The following is a 19764-nucleotide window of genomic DNA, read 5'->3' on the forward strand; positions in this document are numbered from 1 at the left end:
CAGAATACTCATCAACTTAGCTTTACACACTTTTTGGCCTATAACCCAATAATTTTGATAATAAAAAAAAATATAAAAAATATAAATAAAAATGGCTCCAAGCAGAAGCCTGAAGCCATTTTGTAAAATATAAATTCGCGAAACTTAACGCTTCGAGAACTGAGGTGCACGACGTGCCTTGTGCAAACCAGCCTTCTTGCGTTCCACAACGCGAGCGTCGCGGGTCAAGAAGCCAGCCTTCTTCAAAGAAGCACGGTTTGCGTCACGATCGATAGCATTCAAAGCACGAGCAACACCCAAACGAATAGCACCAGCCTGGCCGGTAGTGCCGCCGCCGTCAACGAGGACAACAACGTCAAACTTGCCTTCAAGCTTGAGCAACACGATTGGTGAATTCACTTCGCGCTGCAACAAACGGGATGGGAAGTACTCTTCCAAAGTGCGGCCATTGATGGTCCACTTGCCGGAGCCTGGAATCAAACGCACGCGAGCAACAGCTTCCTTACGACGACCAGTGCCGTAGCCTGGCTCGATGGCGGAAGTACCAGTGCCTGCACCAGCGTTAGTTTCAGTGGTGTAGCTAGTCAGTTCTTCTTCGTTCTCAAGAACCGCGGAGTTGTTATTTTCTGCCATATCTATTCTCCTTGATCTCACTTAGCCTGCTGAGAGACCTGAGCGATCTCGAAGACCTGTGGCTTCTGCGAAGTGTGCGGATGCTCAGCGCCAGTGAACACACGAAGGCGGTCAAGCTGCACCTTAGCAAGACGATTCTTTGGAAGCATGCCCTTGACGGCAGCCACGATAATGCGCTTTGGATTCTTCTCCAAAAGCTCTTCATAGCTGTCACGACGAAGGCCGCCTGGACGACCAGAGTGGGAATATAATTCCTTGCTCAACTTGTTGCCGGTCAATGCAATCTTTTCAGCGTTAATAATAATAACGTGATTGCCAGAATCAGCATGAGGAGCAAACGTTGGCTTATTCTTACCACGCAGCAAGATTGCTACCTGAGAGGCCAAACGACCAAGTACCACGTCAGTGGCATCGATGATGTACCAGTCATGAGTCAAATCTGCTGGTTTCGGTGTGAAAGTCTTCACAATCGTACCTTTTCTCTATTGTGTTTCGAGCGTTGCGTTTTCTTGGTTTATAGAAAACACGTTACTCATAATCCGTGGGCTCCCTGAAAGTCCTCGATGGCGAGTGGGAAAAGCGCTTTGAAGGACCCCTTAGGGAAACACAACAATCTGCAAGTATATCGCCAAGTGACGACTACTTGCAAATGTCTATTGTTATATATGCCTGAGACGAATTTCGCTACTTTTCGTTAAGCATTCATAATATTTGCCAAAGATTTTACGCGAGGCAAATCAAACATATTCTCCAGCAAAACAGCGTTACCATCAGCATCAGCAAGAGGAATACGCCAGTTTGGATACTCGTCATTAGTTCCAGGCTGATTTTGCGCACGATACTCCCCAACTGCATCAACCAAAGAAGCAGCAAGCAAACGCGAAGGAGCGTCCTTCAAAGCGCGATACAATGCTTCAATAATTTCCTGAGTATGAGCTTCCTCATCCTCAAGCAACTGTGCATCTAAGTAACCACCCTTAACAAGCATACGCATCATAGCGCGATGCTCCGCTTCAGCGCCGGCACGGAATTCTTCTACAGATCCGGTAAGCAAGTGCAAGCGCTCGCGAATATTCACATGCTCGTAGCGCAAATAGCCGGCAGCAGGCGGCAAATCATGCGTATTTACAGAAGCAAGCGTCATTTCGCGCCACTTATCTGGAGTACGGAATTCACCATCGCTCACTTCAAACCATTCAACCGTGCAACCAAGCACAGCCTTCTTGCGCAATACGTCCAAAGCGTTTGCTGGCAAAACGCCCAAATCTTCACCAACAACCACGCCGTGAGCGCGAGTTGCCTCAATAGCTAAAATGCCGAGCATAATATCCGCATCGTAATAAACATATGCGCCGCCGCTTGGAGCTGCACCTTCTGGAATCCACCAAAGGCGGAAAAGTCCAAGAATGTGATCAATTCGCACAGCACCAGCAGAAGCAAACATGCCATGAACCATGTCTCGGTATGTGCGGAAACCAGTTCGCTCAAGCTCGAACGGGTGCAGAGGAGGCTGCGACCAATCCTGACCTTGCTGATTGAAGTAATCAGGAGGTGCGCCAACAGTTGCGCCGTTAGCAAATCGCTCAGGATTCCACCAAACTTCGGAGCCTGCAGGATGCACACCAACAGCCATATCCGACATAATGCCGATTTTCATTCCAGCTTCGCGTGCAGCAACCTGAGCATCATGCAACTGAGTAAAAGCAACCCACTCAAGCCAACGATAAAACTCAAGCGTATCCGGGAAACGCTCTGCCAACTCGCGCACTTGCTCGGAATCCTTATTAAGAGTCTTCTCCCAGCAATCGTCGCCTTTAGGAGCACCCCACTTGTCGTAGCACAAGCACCATGTTGCATACGACTCAAGTCGATCGCCCATTTCCTGCTTAAATGCTTCAAATACGCGAGCGCGATCTTCCGCTAAACCAGCCTTGAAAATCAGCCACAGCGCACGCATTTTTACGCGCCACATAGAATCGCGATCAATAATTTGTGCGTCATTATTAAGAGGCTCAACTTGATCGTGAAGATTGTCGATTTCTTCGCGAGTTTCGTCTTTCAAAGTAGCGTATTCAGGAATACTTTCTGGGTGAATATACGTTACGTTTACCATTCCGCGAGCAACTGGCAAGTATGGGGATGGAGTCAAAGGAGTTACCGGCTCGCCAGCATGCATTGGGTTGATTAATACAAAGTCGGCACCAGTTTTTGCCTTAGCTTGAGTAAGCAACGTAGCCAAATCTGCAAAATCGCCAACGCCCCAAGATTGTGAAGAACGAATTGAGTACAATTGAGCCATCCAGCCCCAAAGCTGCTCACCGTTTGCTTCTAAGGAATTAAGCGTATCAATGCTTTCTGGAGCGCTAATAAGCGTAGCTTCTTCCGAACGATCGCCAACCGTTACACGCAATGTGTGATATCCCATTGGCACATCTTCAGGAATTTTAATTAAAGAAGTTGCAATAAATTTGTCATGTACAGGGTACGCAACATCGTTTTCGTTAGGAACAATAGCTAAGTCGCCTTTGTATTGCTCGCCATTTTCCAGAGTTAATGTTGCAACTGGATATTCAAGAATGCCAGTATTTACAATTATTTCGTCACATGTGCCAGCAGTATGCAAAACAGTTGGCGCAATAATACGTCCGTGACGATATTCCAAAATATTTTGTGTTGATTTTTCTATTGCATCTTCGTTAGAAGCGTCAACCCCTAAAGCTCCTAATACCGACACAAGCACGTCATCTTGAATTTCGTACTCTTTATTGTCGGAACCGGTAAAACGTACGCCAACGCCCATTAATTCAGCGAGGCGATGCAATGGCGTCATTGCTGTCACTTCTTCTGTTGTGTTATTCATGTTTTCCATTATTCGCGAGAGCAACGACTGCGAGCAGCCATCGCCACGTCTTCCGATTTGTCGTCGCATAATTTTCGCAAAACATTTTCCGGCACACCAGGATTTAGCGCAACTGCACGACGCACCATAGTTGCCAATACAACAGGAGCGTTTTCTTCCGCACTTACACCTAAGGATGCTAAATATTGCAATGTTTCTGCGCCCACACCGTCACATTGAGCGCCCTCTAAGCGCATTTTCCACGAAGCTTTTGGATTGCATAATGCTGCGTCGCGCACAGCACCGCAGGAATCTTTCGTAAGTCTTCCTACTAGCCAATTTTTAGCATCTGTATTTTTTGCTACAGCCAATCGCACGTTATTTGAAGAATCTTCCGAAAGTTTTACCAATATATTTGGAAATGGCATTGAAGTAGCTAAATAAATACGATCTTCTTCTGGAGTGTGCGCGTTACCAGCCACAGCTTCTAGCAAAGAAGTGGCTCTAGAAAATGCAGCTTGATCCGCACGATCCGGCAGTTTACGCCTAGCAAACTCATGTAGCTCATCTGAATTTTCACTATGGCGTAAATGCTCATATACTGCTGTTAAAGGCTCATACGAAGAATCATTATTATCCTGTGTTTTTTCATTATCATTACTCATGAAATCACCTTTAACGATTAGTGCTGATTAGCTTATTACTTAGAGTACCATCTGCTTTCGGCACTATAGTTCCAGAAAAAGCATTTTGCACCATATTTAAAAATTCTTGCGATTTCGAAGTTGGTACAGCAATAGTAATGCAAATTTGCGCGCCGTAAGTTTCGTTATCAACTATTCCTTCTACTTTACTTACTATATGTTTTAACATACGTAATTGCTGGTATTGCAGCGTGCAAATAAAGTTGGTACAAGAAATAATATCTACGATTTGCGATGCATCTACCGCAATACTTGCAGCTTTAGCATAAGCGCGCGTTAATCCTCCGGAACCAAGCAGAATCCCACCAAAATAACGCGTTACTGTTACTACGCAATCAGTTAAATTCGCAGCCCTTAGAACATCTAGTATGGGTTTTCCGGCAGTTCCAGATGGTTCACCATCATCACTCATACGTTCGCATAAAAGAGCTCCCGACGAACCGCAAATCGCAGCATAAGCTACATGACGCGCCTTAGGATGTTTTAAACGCACTGATTGCGTAAAAGACACAGCTTCATCAAGCGTTGTTATATGACAGATATCCCCAATAAATTCTGACTTTTTCTCAACAAACGAATCATGAGCCGGCGCGTCAGGTTGCTCTAGCACAGTGTGCAAAATATTATGCGATTTGGGCACGTGATATTAAGCCTTCTCGTAGCGTAACAATCGATCAATAATATTATAGACGTCGTTTACTGCTACTTCCACTTCATCGTCTGTGCCATTTTGCGCAACAAGGTGCATTTGCTTATTAACATGTTCGCGCGCTGTAATAACTGCCAAAGCGTGTAGTGCTGCAGTTACTGCGGAAAGTTGCATAAGAACGTCTTCACACTCAGCATCTTTCTCAATCATAGTATTGATAGCATTAAGCTGCCCTTGGATTCTGTGCAATCGCACTAGTAACTTCTTTTTATCAATATCATAATCTTGCATTGTTGCTCCGTTTACCAATATTCTAGCCTTAAAGGTTATAACATTATATTCAACTTAATACAAGCCGCAATTTAACTAATATTATGCACACTTATACGACGCTATTGCAACAAAAGCGGCGCGTTAACCATATTTTTCATAAATTCGCACAGATTAACGCGCCAAATATTCACTTATTATCAAATGTTTTACAGCAAACGTCTTACTTTCATAACACCTCCGTGACGTCCACAAGAAAACTGCTTATGTTGAGGATTAACTTTTGCAAAACGCCCTAACGATACTCCTGATGCAAACGTAAGCGTAATAATTGCAAGAAGCATCACGAGCATTGCCGAAGAACCCGTGGTGGCAAGAGAACCAGGATTTTCAAAAGGTTTAGCTTGACCATCACTGTTGTTAGCACTGTTATTAGCAACACTGTTAGCACTGTTTCCTTCAGACGCATTGTTAGAAGCGCCAGAAGTTGCATAAGCTCCGGAATTGCCGTTTGAGCCAGATGCTAAAGCAGAGCCAGACGTTCCAGACGTTCCAGACGTTCCAGACGTTCCAGACGTTCCAGACGTGCCGGAAGCGCCAGAAGTACCAGAAGTACCCGAAGTTACGGAAGTACCGGAAGTGCCATATCCGTTAGAACCCATAACACTGCTATTGCCACCCAAAGAAGTAACAGAATCAGTAGTAACTGCAGAGTTACCTACGCTGGCAATACCATTCGCATTAGCAACGCCATTAGCGCCGGCAATGCCGTTAGCACCAGCAATACCATTCGTGCCAGCAATGCCATTAGCACCACTTACACCTGAATTATTGGCATTCGTATTGGCATTCGCATTGGCGTTCGCGAGCGTAAAAGTATTTCCGTCAGTAGTGGTGACGTTTCCGTTTTCAGCATTTGCGCCATCTGCTAGTTGCCTAATTTGCTTTTCATACTTTTTAAGATATTCTGCAAACTTGTACAAATCCGACAAATTTTCGTTTGTAGAAGTATTATTCTGCTGATTATTTTTTGGTTGATCACCTTTTGGTTGATCACCTTTTGGTTGATCACCTTTTAGTTGATCACCTTTTAGTTGATCACCTTTTAGTTGATTATTTAGCATTTTAATAATATCTTCAGCTGAATAAGAAAACTTATACTCACTAGAATTATTTTCCGAAGCACCACCTGCAGAAGTACCTGCAGAAGCAGCACCTGCAGAAGAGCCGTCTGCAGAAGCGCCACCTGCAGTAGTACCTGCAGTGCCTCCACTTACGGAAGTAGATGTAGAACCACCAGTTTCAGTGCCAGCAACAGTACTTGTAGAAGTTCCACCTGTAGCATCGCCACCTTCAGAAGCTCCACCGTTCTTCTTGTGTGTATCTTCTTTACCAGGAGTATTTGTATTAGTCACAGAATTGTTACCATTTTGGTTTTCACCAGGCTTTGCAACCGGCTTTACTTCCTGCTTACCACCAGGTTGCACAACCGGCTTTTCACCCGGCTTTTCACCCGGCTTTACAACAGGCTTCACTTCCTGCTTACCACCAGGTTGCACACCCGGCTTTTCACCCGGCTTTTCACCCGGCTTTACAACAGGCTTCACTTCCTGCTTACCACCAGGCTGAACAACAGGCTTTACTTCCTGCTTTCCGCCCTGGTTTCCAGCATTATTATTGTTTTCTGTGGTAGTTACAGACGCCGGTTTAACTTCATTAGATGACACATACGTGCTGCCCCAAGGATTGTTATATTGCGACTTATAAGCCTTTGCTCGCGAAGAACCCGGAAAATCGTACACAAATGTATACCATCCTGATTTGCTATTTTTGTCTGCACGAATATGCACATTTTCAACTAAAGTCACAGGATCAACATCGGACCTATCCATACTCGCAACAGGTCTAAGAATAATGCGTCCGTCACCAACCTCATAAACACCGTTAACTGCAGGAACCTCCCAATTACCAATCAAACGATGATGCTCATCTTCCTTTTTTGGCTCATTAAATACCGGCTCGCCCTTTGCACCCGGCTTATAACGATTGTTTTCTTTTGCAGTAGGATTATCAGTTCCAGCTCCGGACCACCATACCTTAATATGAGCTTTCTCATCTTTGCTGAAACCATATTTTTCATTACCGCTAAAAGACCCATACGATTCAGGCAAACCAGTTACAGTAATTTCGTTTACAATTTCCGTACCAAGTCCAACAGTTTGCTGTTGAGGAGCAAAAGCAGAACTTACTTTCCCCTGATTAACTGATGTTGTTTCATTAACACCAAATGCTTGAATAGTATCTCCTTTTAGCCAAGAACTATTTTTATTTTGTTCTTCTTTTTTAATAACCCATACCCATGTGCCAAACAATCCAGATTCTTCTTTAGTAACCGTATATGGTTCAGCATTATCAAAATCGTCGTTATTAATATCTACAGTTAAACGTTTTGCATAAGGCATTTCAGTTTGGTTAGATTCTGAAAAATCTGTTCTAGCTGCCGCAACCTGATGCATATTAGGCAAAGAACGCAATCTCTTTAAATATTCATTAGCAGATTCGCCACTATTAATTTCCAGCGAGCGCAAAATATCTTTATCAGAACCCACAAAATAGTAACCTTCTGCTCTTAAAAGAACATTCTCAGGCCAAATATTATTTCCGGTAACACCGCTTTTTATAGTAGTATCAATTTTTTCTCCAACAGCTAATTCGCGATTAGAAATTTTCGCAGTAATCGTTGGATTAAAAGTTTTTTCTACTTCAATCTCGGGAGCATCTTCGCTATACCAAGTATTTTCTACGGAACGTATCATATCTTGGCCAGGCGAATTAAGACGTTCAGCTTTAGCAGCTTCATAAGAAATAGTAATTTTTGCATTACCATCACCTTGAGCAACCCAAGGTATATCTAATTTAGCTTCATCTCCGGTTGTTCCTTCGAAAGTAGGTTCTCCTTTTTCAAATGAAACAAGATTATCCGTAGACCTCGCAAGAATACGGATATTTCTTACGACAGAATTTTGAATATTAAGCACGCTTACGTGTAAAACGCCTTCTCGTTTGCCATTTGTATATGTTTGACTTGACGAGACTTTAAGTGGCGTATTCTCTTCAGCATCACGCCAATCATTTTTAGCTGATGTAAAAGCAGTTTCTACATATTGACCAGTGAAACCAGCTTCTTTAACTTTCTCCCACTGAAGTTTATTCAGATCCAAATGTTCATGTATTGCGTACGCTACACCTGCTTGAACAAAATCAGTAGAGCTGTTTTTTTCTTTCTGTATCATCGTTGCAGCAATACGAAAATCATTATCATAAACCTGGTGCCAATAATTATTTTCTTTATTGGCGTCAACACCACTTTCAATACAGTATGCTACGTGATTTCCTTTATCGTCATCGTAGGTTGGTCCTAGCCTATAGTTCTTTCCCTGGTCTCTTCCATAGTTGTAATACAGGCCAACATACGAATCCGTATATCCGGAAGCAAATTGAGTAAAACTTGCTATAGGAATAATCAACGCAGAAGCAAGTATTGAAGATATAATACGAGTTCTTTTGCTTTTAAAATAATTTTTTAATTCTCCAACATAACGTGAATTATTATGTTTCCCCCAATATCTTTTCATAAGAATCTCCTTAACCCAACCCTTAATATTTGTGTTGAACACTTGATAATAAGCATTCATGAAATCAACTATGTCTTTAATGCAAGTATTCGTAAATATTTTTTTAGCGTTGTGGTTAAAAGCTTTAAATAAAAGAAAAATTATCCACAAATCCACAATTTCTGCCTATAGACTTGGCTTATTAACAGATTTTTGATATAAAGCACAATTTTTGAAAATATGGGCTAAGCGGCAAAAACTTAAAAATTAAACAAAAACTCCGGACTGCAAAAGCAATCCGGAGTAATCGCGGAGTCAGAGAGATTCGAACTCTCGAGCCGCTTACGCGACTAACACCTTAGCAGGGTGCCCCTATCGGCCACTCAGGCATGACTCCAATTATTCGTTGCACATAACGGCAACAGATTGACACTATAGCACCTCTTGCGGACTGTAAACAAGCCCGACGACACACTTAAAATTGCTAAACAGCTATTAAACAGGATTATGATCACCCGAAAACGTAACAACCACAGCGCACATAACCAAAGCTATTCCAGCAACATCAGTTAAAGTTGGAATCTCGCCAAATCCCATTCCAATAACCACTGCAATTGCAGGATACAACGCTTGCATAACAGAATATTTTGCAGAAGTAACGCGCTTAAGCAAAACTTGATCAAGCAAAGCCGGGAAGAATGAAGCACATACTGCAATCACAAGCATTAAAACCAGCAGAGCAAAAGAGCCTCCAGGGCGAGTAGCCCAAGTAGCCTCCGCTTTAGGCCAAATAACATTCTTAACTGCAGGAACAGCAAGAACAGTAGATTGCAAAAGCCAGCCAATAAGAGTTGCAATACTTACGCGGTCAATCGCATGCGAAGCTTTTGCAATTTTTCGTCCTGAAACAATATACACGCCCCACATTAAGCCGCCAACAAGAATAGCGAATAAGCCTATTAGAAAATGCGGACTTACTGCACTATGCATAGAAGCGCTTGCAAGTAAAGCAATTCCTAAAACCGCAATCACAATTCCAACTCGCTCACGCCACTCATGACCTGTAATAACAGCCACAAGCAACGGGCCAATAAATTCTATAGTTACAGCCACACCCACCGGCATGCAGCTAATTGCCACATAAAACATGGTATTCATAGCAACTAGCGAAATTCCAACCGCAACAACAACAGCCCATTCACGCAAAGTTTTTGGCAAAAAGTTACGTTTTTCGCGCGAAAATGGCCTACGCCATGCCAATAGCATTAAAGTCATAAAACCAACGCGATACCACACTGCATAAAGTGGATCCAACTGACTAAACGCAACTTTTGCAACAGACGTCGCTGTATACACCATCGCAGCTTCAATCACTATGATTAGCAACACCGGCATACGGTGTAAAAGATTGACGACAAATTGCTTCATAGCAACAACCCTACATGAATATATCGCCGAAATTCGCTTTTTTGCAAAAAAATTTTAGTTTTCTATATAAAATCGAACGTTTGTTCTATTATAAATTTATGAGTACAGCACCGAGAGTACAAGCAGCTAAACGAGATTGGGGGCACGATACCTCCGGTTGCAACATTCTTCATGTTGATATGGATGCGTTTTATGCTTCGCTAGAAGTAGCAAGACATCCGGAGCTTAAAGGAAAGCCGCTTATTATTGGCACTGGAAATCGTGCTGTTGTTTCTGCAGCAAGTTACGAAGCGCGCGCTTACGGAGTTAATTCTGCTATGCCGGTTGTTAGAGCAAGAAATCTTTGCCCGCAAGGAGTTTTCTTGCCGGTTGATATGCCCTACTATTTAAGCGTTTCTAAAAGTATTTTTGAAGAAATTTTTTTGAATATTACTAATCAAGTAGAAAAAGTTTCTGTTGACGAATGCTACATGAATATTAAATCGGCTTTATTGCAATGGAAATCGCCTGTAAATATTGGAGCTTGGATACGAAAAGAAGTATTTGAAAAATATCATATTACATGCTCGGTTGGCATTGCCAGCAATAAGCTTATTGCAAAAATGGCTTCAACTAATGCAAAACCTAATGGCATGCTTCTAATTCCGCAAAAGTGCAATGAAGACTTTGTGTCAATAATGCCTTTGCGCGCAATACCAGGAATTGGCCCGTCTTTAATTCATAAGTTTGAAGACTGGGGATTATCTACAGTTACGTCGCTTAAAAAAATTGATGAATCGACGCTTGCTCGCATAACTGGCTCGCAAATCTTGGCGAAGATGATATATCAAGCAGTTAGAGGCATAGACGAGCGTGCTGTAGTTGCGCATGCGCCTGAAAAATCTATTGGCACTGAGCGAACTCTTGATTCAGACACAACGGATGAGAATGTTGTTAAACAGTTGCTGCAGCAATGCTGTAGCGAAGTAACTCAACATTTGCGAAGCCGCAATCTTATGGCACGCACTATAACGCTAAAATTGCGATTTAGCGACTTGCATTATGTTACTAGATCTTCTACTTTGCAAAATGCAACTGATTCAACTCACGAGTTTTATAAGCATGCTGTTGATTTGCTTTCTAAAGCTAATCCAACTGTTCATAATTACATTCTCGGCGGCAACAACACAAAGCTTTTAAGCCCAGTTCGTTTGGCTGGAATTACGGCTAATAATCTTGTTTTTGCAAATAAGGTTTCGATTCAACCTTCATTAAACGATATTTTGGAAGAAAATACGCGAGAATCCAAAAATCCTACGCAAAACAGCGTATCTACAATGAACAAAAATACTAGATTGCGCCACGCGGAACACGCGTTGGACGCTGTTCGCAAAAAATACGGCAACAACGCTGCCCACATTGGGTTGTGAACTCGCGCCATATTAAGCAATACTTTGCAAATGATTAATTACCTGCTTTATCGGCACGCGATGGAAGTGCCGCAACATGCTCTTCGTCCCATCCGGACGCGCCAGCATCTGTAGCTCCGCCTAAATCGCCAAGCTTGTCAAAATAGTCAACCGCCGCATCGCGGTACCACTCCCAGCCTTCTGGCAAGTCATCTTCGTAAAAAATAGCTTCTACCGGGCAAGCTGGCTCGCAAGCTCCGCAATCCACACACTCGTTCGGGTTAATATAAAGCGTGCGATCGCCCTCGTAAATGCAATCTACAGGGCATTCGTCCACACAGGCTTTATCTTTTACATCTACACAAGGCTCTGCAATCACATACGGCATAAATGCCCTCCTTTCTGCATATTTAACAGATTACGAGTAAATCACATTTTTATGTAACTTTTCTATTATAGTCCACTTTTCAGCAGTCTTAAAACAAACGAAGCCGGCACGCGAAAATTCGCATGTCGACTTCGTAATTATTTAGATAATGCTATATAGCTATTTTTATTACTAGCGTTATTTAGCATCAACTTTCGCAGCAGCAACCTCAGCTTGAGCTTCTGCACGAGCTTGCTCTTCTGACTCGCCTTCTGCAACCTTTTCTGCTGCAGCAGCGTCTTGAGCAAACAAAGTTTCAACCGGAACGCCGAGCTTCTTAGCCTTACGAATCTGCTTTCCAAGCAACGAGTTGCGGTAAGAGTAGCCGAAGTAAACCGCAAAGCCGATTGCCAGCCACACTGCAAAACGAATCCATGTGAGCACAGACAAGTTAAGCATGAGCCAGAATGTGGAAAGAGCTGCAAACAGCGGAAGCCACGGATTGCCTGGCACGCTAAACGAACGGTGCAAATCAGGCCTACGCATACGCATAATCGGCACGCCTGCAGAAACAAGCAAGAACGCAGAAAGCGTACCAATGTTCACCATGTCGGAAAGAATGCCAATATCGAGAGTGGAAGCAACAACTGCCACAACAATACCGGAAACAATCTGAAGTCTTGCAGGAATACCACGCTTGCTTACCTTAGAGAAGCTACGTGGAAGCAGACCATCGCGGCTAACAGCGAAGATAATTCGCGTAAGGCCGAGCAAAAGAACCATCACAACGGTTGTTAAACCAATAACAATACCGAGGGAAATAATCTTCGCAGCCCAAGTAGCGCCCACAAGTTCGAAGCTAGTAGAAAGCGAAGGAGCTGCTTGCTTAGCCAAATCCTTGTAGGAAACCATACCAGTGGTCACAACTGCAACGAGGATGTAAAGAACGGTAACAATAAGCAAACCAAGGCCGATGCCTCGTGGAATGTTCTTATGCGGATCCTTAGTTTCCTCAGCTGTGGTTGCCACAACGTCAAAACCGATGAATGCGAAGAACACGAGTGCCGCACCGGAAAGAATGCCAGGAATGCCATAAACAGCTGGCTGCATACCGGTTACCCACTGCCACAAAGGCTGAGACATAACGCCAGAAACTTCAATTCCCTTTACGCTAGCAACATCAGTTGCAGGAGGAACGAATGGCGTAAAGTTAGAAGCCTTAATGTAGAAGAAGCCAACAACAACCACGAACAGAACAATACCAATCTTCAAAATTGTTAATGCACCGTCGAAGCGTGCAGAAAGCTTAGTTCCAAGAACAAGCATAGTCGTAAAGAATGCAACGATTATAATTGGAGCCACATCAACAGTAAAACCACCTAGATTAAAACTGGTGGTCATGTTCAAGCCGAAAAGCTTCATTAAATCGTTAAGATAAACGCCCCAATACTTTGCAATCACTGAGCCAGCCATCAGCATTTCCAGGATCATATCCCAGCCAATAATCCAAGCAATAAGCTCACCAACTGTTGTATACGTAAAGGTGTATGCGGAGCCAGCAACTGGAATCATAGAAGCAAATTCTGCATAGCACATTGCAGCAGAACCGCACACAACACCTGCAATAATAAAGCTAATAATTACTGCAGGTCCAGCATGGAATGCAGCAGCTTGAGCGCCAACCGAGAAAATACCGGCACCAACAGCAACAGCCACACCCATAACTGCCAAATCCCACGCGTTTAAGGTACGTTTAAGATGGCGATCGCCATCCATTGTCTCTGCGATAGTCTGTTCAACAGACTTTTTTCTCCATATTTGCATAATAAACGCACTTTCGTTGAGGTATAGGTATAAAGGTATAGACGCAATTAGCAACGCATCAACGAATTCTGCGGAACACTTGCGACTTCATCTATATAAAATTTTTATTTAGCTATATATAAAGCTAAATGCTAAGTATTAAGCTAAAGAAAAATTTTTATACGGATAATGTAGGTAAATATTACACAAAACCTTGCTTATACGGTAGTTTTACCGTGTGTTCCTTTATTATTTACAAAATTTTACAGAACAGCCGAATATATTACTGCATAATTTAGTATATAAGCGTAAAATTTTCAGTTTACTGAAATGCCTATTAGTACAGGTTCAGGCACTAAAGTAATTCCAAATTTATTTTTAACGCCATTAATAACAGTTTTTGCTAAAACAAGAACATCGCTAGAAGTAGCGTTATTACGATTCGTAAGCGCTAAAGTATGCAAAGAAGAAAGTCCTGCAGGGGAAGATTTGCCATTTTCAACAATCCTAAATCCCTTATGGAATCCAGCATGATCAATAAGCCAAGCAGCAGAAGTTTTTACACCTTGCGTACCGTCAGAAAGAACAGCGTCAAATCGCGGAGCATCCTCCGGAAGTAAATCTGCTTGAGCCTTAGTCATAATTGGATTCATAAAGAAACTACCGCAACTATGACGGTCACTATAGGTATTATCGCCCTCTAAAAATTCGCCAGTAACATAGTCTTCACTTTGCAATCGCAAAGCAAACTCAACACCTTCAGCACACTTTGTGCCGTGCATCCACGGATTATCGTAACGAGAAGCATCCTCAAGCATGCCCTTAGAAGCGCGCACACGCAAAACCTCACGGCGAATTGCTTGAGTTTGCATGCGATCTCCAACTTCTACGCGTAAAGCACGAGCAAGTTGCGAATGAGCAACAACGCCAGTGCTGCTATGGCGCAAACAAAACGTAACAGACAACACAACGTAACGCGGAGTAGGAAAATACGAATCGCCTGGAACACCTGCAGAAACGTACATGCTTTGCTTAAGAGCAGAAGTACGGTAACCAAAACGCAATTGATCTTTTTGCAATTCAAGCGTTACTTTATTTTCGCGATCCCAAACTTCTACAGAAGTAACGCTTTGAGAAACTTCCTGGCCATACGCGCCAATATTTTGCACAACCGACGCTCCAACAGTGCCAGGAATTCCAGAAAGACCCTCAACTCCTTCAAGCCCAAGCTCAATTACGTGAGAAACAAAATCATCCCAATTGCAACCAGCTTCAGCGTTTACATGCACTACATAAGCGCCGCTGTTATCAACACCGTCTTCTGCAGGAGCTGCTTCATCAAGAACATGAATAGCGCGACGAGCATCACGAACTACAACCCCGTTAAAAGGCTCGTCACTTACAAGCATGTTCGAGCCGCCGCCAATAACACATAAAGGCAAGTTTGCGCAATCTGCATCCTCAACAGCTTCAATAACATCCACGCGCGTTTTTGGCTCTACAAAACGAGCAATCTTGCCACCAACACCGATTGTTGTAAGATCCGAAAACGTTGGATTATTTGATAAAGATGCCAAAGATGCCAAAGATGCTTGCATAGTCATAACTTAAATCCTAACAGCAACAAATAACAAAAAACCCCGCAAAAAAGCGGGGTAATAAGTATTAAATCTGCGCAATCACAATAGGCCTAAAACAAGACGCTATATTAACGCAGCAAGCTGAATATTTTCAGCGAGTCTCGCGATGAAGCGTATGCTTGCCGCAGCGTGGGCAGAACTTGTTCAACTCAAGACGATCAGGCGTGTTACGACGATTCTTCGTCGTGATGTAATTACGCTCCTTGCACTCCGTGCATGCCATCGTAATGCCCGGACGGATGTCAGCGCTCTTGCTTGCCATTTCGTTCACCTCTACAATTCATTGTTGGCCAGCCAGTCTCCTACTGGCCGTTGTAGCGAGGAAGAGACTCGAACTCTTGACCTTACGATTATGAGTCGTACGCTCTAGCCAGCTGAGCTACCCCGCCAGAGAGCCTCGAGTGAGAATCGGACTCACGACCTCTTCCTTACCAAGGAAGTGCTCTACCACTGAGCTATCGAGGCGTGGCGGGTAGTGGATTCGAACCACTGAAGCACGAAGCGGCTGATTTACAGTCAGCTCCCTTTGACCACTTGGGAAACCCGCCAGCAGTCTCCGTAAGAAGTGAACTTCAAACGGCAACTTTGTTATTCTGCCACGAATGCGAGACTAATGCAAGTCCATGACACGCCGAAAGCAGAAAAAATTTGGCAAAAAGCTAGTTATTTAGCGAAAAACCGTCATTTTTTAATTTTTCGCAAATTACCAACACACGATCATTTGCCTCACGTTCACCAATACTAATGCGAATTCCCTCGCCAGCAAACGCTCGAACAGACAATCCAGCCGCCACAAAACATTCTGTTGCGCGCTCAGTCTCCTCACCAAACGGCATCCAGAAGAAGTTTGCGTAAGCATCAGCAATATTCCAGCCCTGCTCGCGCAAAGAGGAAACAATACGCTCGCGCTCAGCAACAAGAGCCGCAACGCGAGTCTTCATCTCTTCACTAGCAGCATCTTCTAACGAAGCCAACGCTGCAACTTGCGCTATTTGAGACACGCCAAATGGCACAGCAACCTTACGCATGCCCTCTACAACGTCTGCAGGAGCAATCGCATATCCAATTCGCAAACCAGCCAAGCCATAAGCCTTCGAGAAAGTTTGAGCCACAACCACGTTTGGATACTCTTTGTACAACTTCATGCCATCTGCCGTGCCTTTAGCAGTATTAAACTGCACATAAGCCTCATCAATAAGCACAAGAACGTCACTTGGCACAGCATCCAACACCTTGCGAGCTTCCTCATCGCTAAGAGCAGCGGAAGTTGGATTATTAGGATTATTCAAAATAACCAAACGCGTACGATCGTTAATAGCAGCAATCATAGCGTCAACATCATGCGAACCGTCAGCACGATTAGGAATCTGAACGCTTGTAGCACCCGCGCCAGTCACAATAATCGGATAAGCTTCAAAGCTTCGCCAAGGATACACAACTTCGTCACCAGGGCCAGCAACTAAATCAACAAGTTGCGTAATAACTTCTGTAGATCCGCAACCAAGCACAACTTCGTCCGAAGTTACACCAAAGCGCTTAGCAAGTTCTTCAACAACTTCCGTGCCACGCATATTAGGATAACGGTTAATAACATTAAGAGCACGAGTCGTAATAGCTTCTTTTACGCTATTAAGCGGCTCATACGGATTTTCATTGCTTGAGATTTTATATGCACGAATGCCGTCCAATTTAGGAGCCGGCTTTCCCTGCTTGTAGCTAGGAATCGTATCTACAATATTGCGGTGTTTGTATGTCATACTTCTCCATGATACTACTTGCAGGCCTTAATTGCACAATAAAAAAAAACGCTAGGAACAACGTTTTGTCGTTCCTAGCGCAAGTTTTATCGTTTCAACAAGCTAAATACTAGCCAAGAATAGCAAGCACATCACGAGAAGATACGATTAAGTAATCCTCACCTTCGTAATGCACTTCAGTGCCGCCATACTTGGAATACAGCACCTTATCGCCAACCTTAACATCCATAGGAATTCGCTCGCCCTTGTCGTCACGACGGCCAGGACCTACAGCAAGCACTTCACCCTGCTGTGGCTTTTCCTTTGCATTATCTGGAATATACAAGCCAGAAGCAGTCTGAGTTTCCGCCTGAGCCTGCTTAACAATAATCTTATCTTCCAACGGTGTGAGTTTAATCGACACTGTCGCCACCTCTTTCTTAAGAGAGATACTAACTTTTTGCGCAAGCTGCAATTCGACGAGGCTGACGATCACGTCCGCAATCACACTTGCGTTCTGTCTTTTATGGTACCGCGAATTTAGCACTCTGCCAACTCGAGTGCTAAAATTTTTAAAAAATCTTTAGTTTAATTGAAGGTTTAAGCATTGCGGCGAGCAAGAACGTCGTGCAAATTAGCAACGCCAAGTGAGTCTTCAGAGCTTTCCGGAGCTTCTACTTGACTTGCTTGCTCTTCATCATGGAATTTAGAAGAATCTGCTTTCGCAATAGATTTAATATCTTTAGCAACTGAAACAGCTTTCACAACTTGCTTAGTTGACTTAATTTCCAAGCTTTCCGGAGCAGGCGAAGCAGCAGAATCATCCGACTCGACTTTTGCCTTCGAATCAAGCGAGAAGGAAATCAAATCTTGATTGCTACTAGCATTTGAAGTAACTTCTACACTATCAACAACATTGTTAGAAGACTCATCCTTAGATTCACTATCTTTAGCTACGCTACGAGAACGCAAAACAGCGTCACGCTCTTCTTCTGCACGACGCAAAGCAACACGAATTTCACGCTGTTCCATAACAGACGTTGCAGTATCGTCACGCGAACTATGATGAATAGAATTATTCAAATTATTATCAAAATTATTTAATTCCGAAGCATCCTCAGCAGCTTCCTCAGAGGCATACTCAGAATCAGCAGCTTCTGAAACCTCAACATCATCAATCTTTTCAGCAATATCAGCATTGCTGTTACTTAATTGATTCGCAACTGTACTGTTATGTCGCTCATACAAAGCATCCTCTACATTTTGCTTTGATCTAGCGTTCATTTTAGCCACGCGCGCTTCCCACTGACGCGCATGTTTCGAAGCACGCGAACCAAAATACAGCACAACAGCAAGCATTACTCCAGGAATCAGCGCAAAAGCTGGCGAAAACAGACCAGAGCATCCAGCTAGCAACACAAGAAAAGTCAGCAACGCCAACGACGCAACCAACACGCAACGTCGTCGAATTGCAGCACGTCTAGCTGCACGAATACGCGCAATATGTTCAGGTGTTAATGTTCGTTTTTGTTGAGTCGGTTGCATACAAGCCTCTTTTGCCAACATACCGGTACCGTCACAAATACGCGCGATACTCCACTCACCTACAAGATGGAGCGTTGGTGAAAACCTATCTTCTCGATGCTCAAGCATAGTCTTCATGCCATTAACCGTGTGATTAGGCAGCCACCCGAACCATAAGGCTACGAGGATGATCAACACAAGTAGCGCACTCACCGATTCATAACCCATAGTTATTAATATAAAGAAGTCACGGGATGTGTAGCAACATAAATGCTTCGGCGTGTCGCCAAAATGTAGGTTTAATTCACACGATTTCACACAATATGCTGTGTAAGCGCACTACTTATTACTCGCATGCTTCATAGCAACAATCGCTAATGAGGAATTCGCCGACTGCGCTTGTAACAGCCGCAAAGCGTCTGCTGCAGGCATTGCAAGAGTTGTGGTATCTTGCTGATTTTCAGACGATTGAGAGCCTTGCGTTATGCGCATTACCATAACGTTATGGATTACGCTTACGTATCTGCTATCTATTGTTGAAGAACTAGTTTCGTTTGATTCTTCCGATTCTTCCGGTGCTTCCGATTCGTTCGATTCTTCCGAATTTCCCGAGTTTTCCGACTCGTCTTTTGCGTAAGAATCTTTTCCACTTTCCGCATTTTTGCCATTTTTCGAAGCGCTATCTTCTTCATCCTGAATAGGCTTACTAAAAGCAAGATTAATATGCTCCCCAGGCACTAACGTGTGATCCGCACTTGCTAAATGCACGCTAATAGAAGTAAAACCTTCAGGAATACTTGGCACATGACTTACTTCATTTTTAAAAATCGGCATTCCAATATTTATTTCGCAAGTTGCAATAAGAGGATTATGCGAATTAATTTGCTCAGATAAAGTATTAAAAAATATTTTATGCTGAGGAACTTTTATATAGCTAATATCGTTAGCTGTAATTTTAGCCCCCTGATGAATATGCCTTGACGCAACTGGAATAACTTGCGTTGCTTGAGCATCAATAATCGAAGAAATCACAAGCAAAGACATAACTCCAGCACATAAAACCACAATTATTTTTCGCACAAAAGCGCTTTGTCTTCGCTGCAATAATGCGCTTGTGCGCATAGAGCGCTGATTTTTTGAAAATAAAGAAAAACTTGTACTCATATTTG

At 43.3% G+C, this 19764-nt stretch carries 17 protein-coding genes and 4 tRNA genes; 1 reads left to right on the forward strand and 20 read right to left on the reverse strand.

Annotated elements, in window-relative coordinates; genetic code table 11:
• Positions 1-144: 144 nt before the first annotated feature.
• The 9 genes from rpsI to ACTJLE_RS02810 form a co-directional block, all read right to left on the reverse strand.
• Complete coding sequence (gene rpsI / locus ACTJLE_RS02770) at positions 145-633, reverse strand: 30S ribosomal protein S9 (protein ID WP_481267333.1); 489 nt, start codon at positions 631-633, stop codon at positions 145-147.
• Between the two features lie 17 nt (positions 634-650).
• Positions 651-1100 carry a 50S ribosomal protein L13 gene (rplM, locus tag ACTJLE_RS02775; RefSeq protein ID WP_119487321.1) on the reverse strand — a complete coding sequence of 150 codons (450 nt, stop codon included), beginning with the start codon at positions 1098-1100 and terminating at the stop codon, positions 651-653.
• A gap of 227 nt (positions 1101-1327) precedes the next feature.
• On the reverse strand, positions 1328-3493 hold the full coding sequence (gene malQ, locus ACTJLE_RS02780; RefSeq protein ID WP_481267334.1) for a 4-alpha-glucanotransferase: 2166 nt from the start codon (positions 3491-3493) through the stop codon (positions 1328-1330).
• 8 nt (positions 3494-3501) lie between these two features.
• Positions 3502-4137 carry an AbrB family transcriptional regulator gene (locus tag ACTJLE_RS02785; protein WP_481267335.1) on the reverse strand — a complete coding sequence of 212 codons (636 nt, stop codon included), beginning with the start codon at positions 4135-4137 and terminating at the stop codon, positions 3502-3504.
• 10 nt (positions 4138-4147) lie between these two features.
• A complete protein-coding gene (locus ACTJLE_RS02790; RefSeq protein WP_481267336.1) occupies positions 4148-4816 on the reverse strand; it encodes an IMPACT family protein in 669 nt (222 codons plus the stop codon).
• A 6-nt stretch (positions 4817-4822) separates the two neighbouring features.
• On the reverse strand, positions 4823-5116 hold the full coding sequence (locus ACTJLE_RS02795; RefSeq protein WP_481267337.1) for a metal-sensitive transcriptional regulator: 294 nt from the start codon (positions 5114-5116) through the stop codon (positions 4823-4825).
• 188 nt (positions 5117-5304) lie between these two features.
• Positions 5305-8730 carry a hypothetical protein gene (locus tag ACTJLE_RS02800; RefSeq protein ID WP_481267338.1) on the reverse strand — a complete coding sequence of 1142 codons (3426 nt, stop codon included), beginning with the start codon at positions 8728-8730 and terminating at the stop codon, positions 5305-5307.
• Positions 8731-9019: 289 nt separating this feature from the next.
• Positions 9020-9106, reverse strand: a tRNA-Ser gene (locus tag ACTJLE_RS02805).
• A 98-nt stretch (positions 9107-9204) separates the two neighbouring features.
• The gene (locus ACTJLE_RS02810) at positions 9205-10137 is read right to left on the reverse strand and encodes an EamA family transporter (RefSeq protein ID WP_481267339.1); all 933 of its coding nucleotides are present in this window, start codon (positions 10135-10137) and stop codon (positions 9205-9207) included.
• A 98-nt stretch (positions 10138-10235) separates the two neighbouring features.
• On the opposite strand from ACTJLE_RS02810, the gene dinB reads away from it, so the two are divergent.
• Positions 10236-11546 (forward strand): DNA polymerase IV, encoded by a 1311-nt coding sequence (dinB, locus tag ACTJLE_RS02815; RefSeq protein WP_481267340.1) that lies wholly within the window; start codon positions 10236-10238, stop codon positions 11544-11546.
• Between the two features lie 34 nt (positions 11547-11580).
• On the opposite strand, the gene fdxA is transcribed toward dinB, so the two are convergent.
• The 11 genes from fdxA to ACTJLE_RS02870 form a co-directional block, all read right to left on the reverse strand.
• On the reverse strand, positions 11581-11913 hold the full coding sequence (gene fdxA, locus ACTJLE_RS02820; RefSeq protein WP_102694982.1) for a ferredoxin: 333 nt from the start codon (positions 11911-11913) through the stop codon (positions 11581-11583).
• 177 nt (positions 11914-12090) lie between these two features.
• Entirely contained in the window at positions 12091-13716 is a 1626-nt protein-coding gene (locus ACTJLE_RS02825; RefSeq protein ID WP_481267341.1) for an APC family permease, read from the reverse strand.
• Between the two features lie 296 nt (positions 13717-14012).
• The gene (locus ACTJLE_RS02830) at positions 14013-15299 is read right to left on the reverse strand and encodes an FAD-binding protein (protein ID WP_481267342.1); all 1287 of its coding nucleotides are present in this window, start codon (positions 15297-15299) and stop codon (positions 14013-14015) included.
• Positions 15300-15426: 127 nt separating this feature from the next.
• Positions 15427-15597, reverse strand: coding sequence for a 50S ribosomal protein L33 (rpmG, locus tag ACTJLE_RS02835; protein WP_004105548.1), 171 nt, complete (start codon positions 15595-15597; stop codon positions 15427-15429).
• A 53-nt stretch (positions 15598-15650) separates the two neighbouring features.
• Positions 15651-15724, reverse strand: a tRNA-Met gene (locus ACTJLE_RS02840).
• A 4-nt stretch (positions 15725-15728) separates the two neighbouring features.
• Positions 15729-15800: transfer RNA gene (locus ACTJLE_RS02845), tRNA-Thr, on the reverse strand.
• Position 15801: 1 nt separating this feature from the next.
• Positions 15802-15883: transfer RNA gene (locus tag ACTJLE_RS02850), tRNA-Tyr, on the reverse strand.
• A 111-nt stretch (positions 15884-15994) separates the two neighbouring features.
• A complete protein-coding gene (hisC, locus tag ACTJLE_RS02855) occupies positions 15995-17092 on the reverse strand; it encodes a histidinol-phosphate transaminase (RefSeq protein ID WP_481267343.1) in 1098 nt (365 codons plus the stop codon).
• Positions 17093-17201: 109 nt separating this feature from the next.
• Positions 17202-17495: a co-chaperone GroES gene (groES, locus tag ACTJLE_RS02860; protein ID WP_004114319.1), complete on the reverse strand. Its 294-nt coding sequence runs from the start codon at positions 17493-17495 to the stop codon at positions 17202-17204.
• A 176-nt stretch (positions 17496-17671) separates the two neighbouring features.
• Positions 17672-18823, reverse strand: a complete 1152-nt coding sequence (locus ACTJLE_RS02865; protein WP_481267344.1) for a hypothetical protein — start codon at positions 18821-18823, stop codon at positions 17672-17674.
• A 111-nt stretch (positions 18824-18934) separates the two neighbouring features.
• A complete protein-coding gene (locus ACTJLE_RS02870) occupies positions 18935-19759 on the reverse strand; it encodes a hypothetical protein (RefSeq protein WP_481267345.1) in 825 nt (274 codons plus the stop codon).
• Between the last annotated feature and the right edge of the window lie 5 nt (positions 19760-19764).

Source organism: Gardnerella sp. CCPDSM (assembly GCF_056754715.1).